At 72.8% G+C, this 7,710-nt stretch carries 5 protein-coding genes; 3 read left to right on the top strand and 2 right to left on the bottom strand.

Annotated elements, in window-relative coordinates:
• The 3 genes from D7X96_RS28040 to D7X96_RS28030 all read left to right on the top strand — a co-directional run.
• Positions 1-407 (top strand): DUF2760 domain-containing protein (locus D7X96_RS28040; protein ID WP_147468413.1); only part of this gene is annotated, 407 nt, incomplete at its 5' end.
• 88 nt (positions 408-495) lie between these two features.
• On the top strand, positions 496-2,358 hold the full coding sequence (locus D7X96_RS28035; protein ID WP_120552584.1) for an Hsp70 family protein: 1,863 nt from the start codon (positions 496-498) through the stop codon (positions 2,356-2,358).
• 25 nt (positions 2,359-2,383) lie between these two features.
• Positions 2,384-5,164 (top strand): Hsp70 family protein, encoded by a 2,781-nt coding sequence (locus D7X96_RS28030; RefSeq protein ID WP_121771155.1) that lies wholly within the window; start codon positions 2,384-2,386, stop codon positions 5,162-5,164.
• A gap of 84 nt (positions 5,165-5,248) precedes the next feature.
• Here the strand turns inward: D7X96_RS28030 and D7X96_RS28025 are convergent, their stop codons facing one another.
• Together D7X96_RS28025 and D7X96_RS28020 are read right to left on the bottom strand one after the other, a co-directional pair.
• On the bottom strand, positions 5,249-5,680 hold the full coding sequence (locus D7X96_RS28025) for a hypothetical protein (RefSeq protein ID WP_120552582.1): 432 nt from the start codon (positions 5,678-5,680) through the stop codon (positions 5,249-5,251).
• Positions 5,681-5,911: 231 nt separating this feature from the next.
• Positions 5,912-7,705 (bottom strand): bifunctional metallophosphatase/5'-nucleotidase, encoded by a 1,794-nt coding sequence (locus tag D7X96_RS28020; RefSeq protein ID WP_121771154.1) that lies wholly within the window; start codon positions 7,703-7,705, stop codon positions 5,912-5,914.
• Between the last annotated feature and the right edge of the window lie 5 nt (positions 7,706-7,710).

Below are 7,710 nucleotides of genomic sequence, written 5' to 3'. Positions count from 1 at the left end.
CCCCCGCGCCCCTGCCCCCGGAGCGCGAGCACGCCAGCGCCCTGTCGCTGCTGGCCATGCTCCAGCGCGAGGGCCGCTTCCTGGACTTCGTGCAGGAGAACGTCGCGGCCTTCCCGGACGCGGACGTGGGCGCGGCGGCCCGCATCGTCCACGAGGGCTGCCGCAAGGTGGTGCACCAGTACCTCACGCTCCAGCCGGTGCTGCCGCAGGGCGAGGGCGACAAGGTGACGGTGCCCCCGGGCTTCGACGCGCAGCGCATCCGGCTCACCGGCAACGTCGCGGGTGAACCTCCTTATGGGGGCACGCTCCGGCACCACGGCTGGGTGACCACGGAGGTGAAGTTCCCCACCGTCAGCCCCGCCATGGAGCCGCGCGTGCTGGCCCCGGCGGAGGTCGAGCTCGCCTGAGGCCCGCCCGGGCAGCAGGCGGCGCAGCATCCGCAGTCCCCTTCTCTTCGAGGAACCACCAGGCCCCTTCCCGGGGTTTTTGACCGATATGGCCCGATACGCGATCGGCATCGACCTGGGCACCACGCACTCCGCGGTGTCCTACTTCAACCTCGAGGACGCCAGGCCGCGCGGCCCCTCCCAGTCCATGCTGCCCGTGCCCCAGGTGACGGCGCCCGGCACCGTGGAAGCGCGCCCGCTGTTGCCCTCCTTCCTCTATCTCCCCAGCGCGCAGGAGTTCCCGGAGGGCAGCCTGGGGCTGCCGTGGAACAGCGAGCCGGGCGTCATCGTGGGTGACTTCGCCCGCTCGCACGGGGCGAAGGTGCCCACGCGGCTGGTGTCCTCCGCGAAGAGCTGGCTGTCGCATCCGGGCGTGGACCGGCGCTCGGCGCTGCTGCCCTGGCAGGCGCCGCCGGAGGTGCAGCGCGTGTCGCCGCTGGATGCGTCCGCGCGCTACCTGCGCCACCTGAAGGAGGCGTGGGACCACACCTTCGCGCGCGCGCAGGAGGAGTCCGGCAACGCGCTGTCGAAGCAGGAGGTCATCGTCACCGTCCCTGCGTCCTTCGACGCGGCGGCGCGCGACCTCACGCTGGAGGCCGCGAAGGCGGCGGGCATCGAGCACATCACCCTCTTGGAGGAGCCGCAGGCCGCGCTGTACGCGTGGCTGGAGGCGATGGGGGAGAACTTCCGCAAGCAGGTGAAGCCCGGGGAAGTGATTCTCGTGGTGGACGTGGGCGGCGGCACGTCCGACTTCTCCGTCATCACCGTGAAGGACCGCGAGGGCGACCTGGAGCTGCTGCGCGTGGCGGTGGGTGACCACATCCTCCTGGGCGGCGACAACATGGACCTCGCCCTGGCGCACACGCTCAACCAGCGGATGGCGGCGGACGGGCGCAAGCTGGACGCGTGGCAGTTCAACGGCCTCACCTACGGGTGCCGTCAGGCGAAGGAGACGCTGTACGCGGATCCGTCCGTGGACCGGGTGCCCATCGCGATTCCGGGCCGGGGCTCGTCGCTCATCGGCGGCACGCTGCGCACGGAGCTGACGCGCGAGGAGCTGGACCGCGTCCTCACGGATGGCTTCTTCCCGGTGACGCAGGTGGCGGACCTGCCTCGCACCGCGCGCCGCACGGGCCTTGCGCAGATGGCGCTGCCGTACGCGCAGGACCCGGCGGTGACGAAGCACCTGGCCGCGTTCCTCACCCGGCAGGCCCAGGCGCTGGCGGCCAGCGTGGACTCGCCGGTGGACGTGACGGGCAAGGGCTTCCTGCACCCCACCGCGGTGCTCTTCAACGGCGGCGTCTTCAAGGCCGGACCGCTGAAGGGCCGCGTGATGGAGGTCCTCAACCAGTGGCTCGCGGCGGAAGGCGCGCCTCCGGCCAAGGAGCTGGAGGGCGCGGACCTGGACCTCGCGGTGGCGCGTGGCGCCGCGTACTACGGCTGGGTGCGTCAGGGGCACGGCCTGCGCATCCGTGGCGGCACGGCGCGCGCCTACTACGTGGGCGTGGAGACGGCGATGCCGGCGGTGCCGGGCATGGAGCCGCCGGTGAAGGCGCTGTGCGTGGCGCCCTTCGGCATGGAGGAGGGGACGCAGGCGGACGTGCCGCCGCAGGAGTTCGGGCTCGTCACCGGCGAGCCCACCAGCTTCCGCTTCTTCGCGTCGTCCGTGCGGCGTGATGACCGCGTGGGCGAGATGGTGGAGGACGTGGACTCGGAGCTGGCGTCCGGGGGGCTGGAGGAGGTGGCGCCGATTGAAACGACGCTGCCCGGACAGCCCACGCCCTTTGGCGACCTGACGCCGGTGAACCTCCAGGCGGCGGTGACGGAGGTGGGCACGCTGGAGCTGCGGTGCCTGGAGAAGAACGGCTCCGGGCGCTGGAAGCTGGAGCTCAACGTGCGCATGAAGGAGTAGAAGGGGCCCCGCACACCGGAGGCGTATGCGAATCGTCGGCATCGACCTGGGCACCACCCATTGCGCGGTGGCATCCGTGGATCCAGCAAGGGGCTCGGGGGCGCCCGTCGAGGACTTCCCCCTGCCCCAGCTCGTCCGCCAGGGCGAGGTGGCCCCGCGCGCCCTCCTGCCGTCCACCGTCTACGTCCCCGCCGGCCACGAGCTGGCCCCGGAGGTGCTGCGCCTGCCCTGGGGCGACGACGGCGGCCCGTTCGTGGTGGGCGAACTGGCCCGCTGGCAGGGCGCGCGCGTGCCGGGCCGGCTGGTGGCCTCCGCGAAGAGCTGGCTGTGCCACCCGGGCGTGGACCGCTCCGCGCCCATCCTCCCGTGGGGCGCGCCCGCGGACGTGCAGAAGCTGTCCCCGGTGGACGCGTCCGCCCTGCTGCTCACGCACATGGCCCGGGCGTGGGATTACGCGCACCCGGATGAGCCCCTGTCCAAGCAGGAGGTGGTCATCACCGTCCCCGCTTCGTTCGACGAGGCGGCGCGCGCCCTCACGGTGAGCGCGGCGCGCAAGGCGGGGCTGGAGAAGTTCACGCTGCTGGAGGAGCCGCAGGCGGCCTTCTACGACTACACGGCGCGCCACCGCTCGGACCTGGAGCAGACGCTGGCCCAGGTCCGGCTGGTGCTGGTGGTGGACGTGGGCGGCGGCACCACGGACTTCACGCTGGTGCACGCGGGCGTGTCGCCGGAAGGCCCCATGCTGCGGCGCCTGGCCGTGGGCGACCACCTGATGCTGGGCGGCGACAACATGGACGCGGCGCTCGCCCGGCGCATGGAGGAGAAGCTCACCCAGAACGGCCGGCGCCTGTCCGCGACGCAGTGGACGCAGGCCATCCAGGCCGCGCGCACCGCGAAGGAAGAACTGCTGGGGCGCACGCCGCCGGAGAAGTACGGCGTGTCGCTCATCGGCGAGGGCAGCCGTCTGTTGGGCGGCACGCTGTCCACGGAGCTGGGCCGCGACGAGGCGCACGCGCTGGTGCTGGACGGCTTCTTCCCCCTGTCCCCTCCCGAGGACCGGCCCCGGCGCGCGGCGCGCATGGCGCTCCAGGAGCTGGGCCTGCCGTACGTGCAGGACCCGGCCGTCACGCGGCACCTGGCGGCGTTCCTCGCGCAGCACGCGGCGGCGGGCTTCGCGGCGCTGGGCGAGACGCCGTCGCACGAAGGCGCCCTGCCCCGCCCGGACGCCATCCTGCTCAACGGCGGCGTCTTCAACTCACCGCAGATTTCGGCGCGGCTCATCGACGCGCTGTCCGCGTGGTGGCCGCAGGCGCCGCGCATCCCGCTGCTGAGGCACGAGTCGCTGGAGCTCGCGGTGGCGCGGGGCGCCGCGTACTACGGGCTGGTGCGGCGCGGGCATGGCCTGCGCATCGGCGGTGGCGCGGCGCGCGCGTACTACGTGGGATTGCAGCGCGGCCCGGACAGCTCGGAGCAGCCCACGCTGTGCCTCATTCCGCGCGGCTTCGAGGAGGGCCAGAAGGTGGACCTGGGCGAGCGCCCCTTCACGCTCACCCTGGGCCGGCCGGTGCAGTTCACCCTCTTCTCCACGACGAGCGACCGCATCGACAAGCCGGGGGACCTGGTGCCGCTGGCGGAGGACCTGAAGCCGCTGCCGCCCATCCACACGCTGCTCAAGGGCGCGTCCGGCAAGGTCAGCGAGGTGCCGGTGCACCTGCAGGCGGCGCTCACGGAGATTGGCACGCTGGAGCTGTTCTGCGTGTCGGACGTCGCGGACGAGCGCTGGCGCCTGGAGTTCGAGCTGCGCGGCACCGGCGGCTCGCACGAGCTGACCGTCACCGAGTCCATGCCCGCGCGCTTCGCCGAGGCGAAGGACAACGTGGACCGCGTCTACGGCAACAAGCCGCTGCCCCTGGGCCCCAAGGACGTGAAGCAGCTGTCGCGCACGCTGGAGAAGGTGCTGGGCCCGCGCGAGACGTGGCGCGTGCCGGTGCTGCGCGAGCTGTGGAGCACGCTGTACGCGGGCGCGAGCAAGCGCCGCCGCTCGGATGACCACGAGCGCGTCTTCTACAGCCTCACCGGCTTCTGCCTGCGCCCCGGCTTCGGCTACCCGCTGGACGGCTGGCGCGCGGAGCAGACCTTCAGCCTCTTTGACGCGCTGGTGCAGCATCACCAGGACAAGGCCGTCTGGACGGAGTTCTGGGTGATGTGGCGCCGCATCGCGGGCGGCCTCACCGAGGCGCAGCAGCAGAAGCTGTACGGCTACCTCCAGCCGCACCTGTCCCGCCGCGTGCCTCCGGACGCGCCCACGCAGGGCGGCAAGCTGAAGGGCATCCAACCGGAAGGGTTGGACGAGATGATCCGCACCGCCGCCTCGCTGGAGCACCTGTCGCCAGGCGACAAGGCGGAGGTGGGCCGGTGGATCGCCGCGCGGCTGAAGGCCGAGTCCCGCTCCGGCGGTCCGTGGGCGTGGGCCCTGGGCCGGCTGGGCGCGCGCGTGCCGCTCTACGGCAGCAGCCACAAGGTCGTGGACGTGGAGACGGCGGAGGCGTGGCTGGAGCTGCTCTTGTCCCTGGACCTGCGCAAGGTGGACGGCGCGCCCTTCGCCGCCGCCCAGCTGGCGCGCCTCACCGGGGACCGCACGCGAGACCTGGATCCGGCCCTGCGTGAGCGCACGGCTCAGGCGCTGGTGGCCGCGAAGGCCGCGGACACCTGGGTGCGCATGGTGCGTGAGGTCGTGGCCCTGGAGGCCGCGGACGAGGCCCGGGCACTGGGCGACACGCTGCCGGCGGGTCTGCGGCTGTCCTGAAGCGGGGGCACTTCCGGGCGGATCCGTCGCATGCGGGGCGCGAACGTGCGCGCCCTCGCGGGGCGGATCATCCCGGGCGGTGGATCAGACCTGGGCGGTGGCCGTCACGTCGCCAGCGACCGCCGCCGGAGCGTCCACGAGCGTCGGAGCCACGGGCGCGGCGTCGAGCGGCACGGCGGCGACGACCTGGAGCACGGGCTCCGTGGCGGCGACGGCGGGCACCTGGACGGTGTTGGCCTGGGACTCGTCCTTCTTCGGCTTCTTCGTCCCCGCGCCCGAGCGGCAGCCCCGGCACCACGGCTGGTTGCGGATGGCGCCGTCCGCCATCTTCCGCAGCCCGAACTGCGCCAGCGGCTTGAGCGTCTTGCACTTCAGACACATCAGCGAGATCAGAACCTCGTGGCCGTCGGCGTCGTAGACGGAGGACTTGCGCCGCTTGCGCGGCTGGCCCGGCTCGCGCGCCTCTTTCTTCTCGGGCGCCACGGGGACCATCATCGGGGTCACTTTGTAGAGCATCTCTTCTGTCCCTCCCACGCACGGGCTCCAACTTGCTCGCGCTGGCATTGCGCCGCGCCTGCAAGGGATCTCGCGTGCCCTAGAGTAGGGAGGTTTCCCTCCGTTGGAAACTGATCCCAGGCCGAAAATTCGGCCCGGGCCGCCTTCTGTTGATCTTCCGCTGGGTTGCGCCGCGATCCAGCCCCAGCGGATCAGCACGGAGGGAAAATTTCCAACGGTGGGCGCACCTTTTCAGCGCTTCGCGTCCGCGCAGGGCTCCTCCGCCTTCGTCAGGCGCACGCGCCCGAGCGCCGGGGGCTTCAGCGCGTTGCCGTGGGCGCGGCCGTATTCAACCAGCACCTCGCGCAGGTCCTGGCCCTGCAACAGGTTGATACGTTCCCGTGGCAGCGTGGACGTCAGCGGCCCCACTCCGTCGCCTCCGCGCAGCAGGAAGTCCGGCACCGCGACCCGGTAGGTCCCCTTCGCCTTCAGCGGCTTGCCGCCCGGCAGCGTCACGCCCTGGAAGCGCTCCGGGCCCGGGCACGCGCCCAGCGTCACCTCCAGCCCGGAGATGGCGAAGACGCCCTTGCGGCCGCCATAGGCCAGCGACAGGAAGCGGCGCAGCTCGTCCGCGCTCAGCTCCAGCACCGCGAGCGTGTTGTCGAAGGGGAGGACTTCGTAGAGCTTGCCGAAGGTGAGCGGCCCCTGCGGAAGGTCCGCCCGGATGCCGCCCGCGTTCATCACCGCCACGTCGGCGCGGGCCACCTCCCGCATCGCGTCCGCGATGAGGTTGCCCAGCGCGCTCTCGCCCTCGTACACCTGGGGCATGCGGGCCTGGACCTCCACGCCCACCGGGCGGCGCTGCTCCTCCTCCACGCGCGCCTCCGCGGGGGCCACCAGCGCCTGCACGCGGGCGTCCGGCGTCACCGGCTGGCCCATGAAGGTGGCCGGCACCAGCCGCACGTCCTTCGCGTCCTTGAGCAGCCGCGCGTCGCAGGTCTTCCGCGTGGCGTCCACGGCGCCGCACACCGGGATGGCGGCCTGGATGCGCGTGCGCCCGGGCAGCACGCGGTGGGTCACCGGATCCACGAAGAGGTCCACCACGCCGAACGAGCGCGCCAGGCCCGTCGTCTCGATGACCGGCACGTCGCCGAAGAAGTGCCCCATGGGCTGGTGCGTGTGGCCCGCCACCACCGCGTCCACCGCGCCCGGCGGCAGCGACTCCACCACGGCGTAGATTTCCCCGTCGTCGCGCTCGCAGCCGGACGTGTCGCGCGGGTTCGCCAGGTCCGTGCACTTGCCGCCCGCGTGCGCGACGGCGACCACCACCTCCGCGCCCTGCTCGCGCAGCGACCGCGCGGCCTCCCTCGCGGCGTCGGCCAGGGGTTGGAACTTCAGGCCCGCGACGTTGACGGGGTTGGTCGTCTGCGGCGTCGACAGCGTGGACAGGCCCAGGAGGCCCACCTTCACGCCCTTCACGGTGACGACCGTGGTGCCGTCATTGCCCAGCCACGCCGGGTGGCGGCCGTCCTTCTCGCGCACGTTGGCGGACAGGAAGGGGAACTTCGCCTGGGCCACGCGGGCCTTGAGCGCGCCCAGCGGGTCCTCGTCCGGACGCCGCGCCACGGGCTCCGGGCCCACCGGCCCGTAGTCGAACTCGTGGTTGCCGATGGCGACCGCCGCGTAGCCCAGGAGGTTGTACACGTCGACGACGATGGCGCCCTCGACCAGGTTGGACGCCAGCGTGCCCTGGAACAGGTCGCCGCCGTCCACCAGCAGCACGCCGCCCGGGTTGTCCTCGCGCAGCCGCGCCACGTAGGACGCGAAGAGCGCCGCGCCCCCCTCCTCCACCTTCTGCCCGTCCGGCAGCGTGGCGCGGTGGGGCATCACCCAGCCGTGGAAGTCGTTGGTGCCCACCAGCGTGAGCCGCACGGGCTCGGCCGGGGCAATCGCGGGGGGCGGAGTGGCGGGAGCGGGCGTCGGGCCACCCTTGCAGGCGGAGGCAAGCACCGCGAGCGCCAGGGCGGTGGAACGAAAGGTGCGCATGGGGC

Source organism: Corallococcus interemptor, from assembly GCF_003668875.1.
Taxonomy (GTDB): Bacteria; Myxococcota; Myxococcia; order Myxococcales; family Myxococcaceae; genus Corallococcus; species Corallococcus interemptor.
This window is presented reverse-complemented; position numbering and strand designations above follow the sequence as displayed.